This is a genomic window from Lyngbya sp. CCY1209, from assembly GCF_055795065.1.
The window spans coordinates 1-1421 of record NZ_JAYFER010000487.1 but is presented as its reverse complement, the minus strand read 5'-3'; the positions used below and the strand labels follow the sequence as shown (position 1 = coordinate 1421).

General features: G+C 63.8%; 1 protein-coding gene. It reads right to left on the bottom strand.

The annotated features are described in order from the left end of the window. Positions 1–125: 125 nt before the first annotated feature. A partial coding sequence (locus tag AC0QHF_RS15435) for a photosystem I reaction center subunit XI (RefSeq protein ID WP_324705118.1) occupies positions 126–1421 on the bottom strand: 1296 nt, incomplete at its 5' end.

Below are 1421 nucleotides of genomic sequence, written 5' to 3'. Positions count from 1 at the left end.
AAGTCCCCATCCCCCCCTACCCCCCCTTTGTAAGGGGGGAGATCAGGGGGGATAATGGCGGATCGAACCGTATCGCAGCAAATAGGTAACTGCCATCAAATCCCCGCACCCCGATTCGCATCGGTTTAAATGAAGCCCGCCCGGTTAATTTCGAGCAAAATGAAGCTGGCGAAGATGACGCCGCCGAGGCCGCCGACGAGGAAGCCGGAGGTAAAGAAACTCCAGTCCTTGTAGGTTCGGATGTTGTCCGGGAGGTTGCCCTTGAATCGGGCGCCGGTCTGGAAAACCGCGACGCCGTAGACGAACAGACAGGCGCCGAGAATGACCACCAGCCCGGACGCGCTGGCAAATCCGGCGGGGAGTGCCCGTTCGGTGTCCCGCAGCGGGCCGAGTTTCAGGAACGGCCCCAGCAGCAGGTAGCCGTGGGCCATGCCGATTTCCAAACCCCGGGCGATCGGCGAGAGGCCGGCCCGGTAGATGGGCAGGTTTTTCAGCCAGGTTCGCGTCAGGGGACTGGCGCTGATGGGGGTATCCAACATCCCGAGTTGGGGGTCGTTGCGGTGGGGTTGCACGATCCCTTCAAATAGGGGTCGGTCGTTGAATTGGCCGTCGCCGTACAGGGCGCCGGGGTTGAATTTCATTTGGCTGAAATTGTAGCCCGCCGCGATCGCCCGCGATCGCAACCCGTGCCAAAAATGCCCCGCCAGCAGCAGGCCGGCAAAAATCGCCTGAAACAGCATCAGCCAGGTGCGCGACGTGATGACGCCATCGGCGGTGAGGGTGGCGGCCGGACCGTAAAACACCTCCGGGTAAACCGTGCCGTTCGCCCAGACGAAATAGGCCGCGAAGAACCCCATGTAAGCCAGGGCCGCCTGAGAGTAAGCCAGGTACGCCTCCCCCGACCAGACGAACAGGCCCTTGGCCCAGGCGGTGGGTTCGGTTCGGATGTGCCAGATGCCGCCCAGGATGCAGATCGCGCCGATCCACAGGTGGCCCCCCGCCACATCTTCCAAATTGTTGACGGCGGCCATCCCCTTCAGCGTCCAGCCGTCCGGGGTGATGCCGACGAGGTAGCCGAAGATCCGCAGGGGGTCGAGGGTGGGCCGTGTCACCAGGCGGACGTCGGCGATCGCGGGATCGTACAAACCCCCGACAAACGCCGCTTTGATGACCAGCAGCAGCGCCCCCACCCCCAACAGCACCAGGTGGATGCCGAGGATGGTGGTCATTTTGCCGCCGTCGGCCCAGTCGTAGCCGAAGCCTTTTTTATCCAGCTTCTCCGGCCCGAGTACGGCGTGGTAGATGCCGCCCGCCCCCAAAACGGCGGAAGCGACGAGGTGGGCGATGCCGATCGCGTAGTAGGGATAGGTGTCTATCACCTCGCCCCCGGCACCGACGCCGATGCCGAGGCGGGCCAGGTT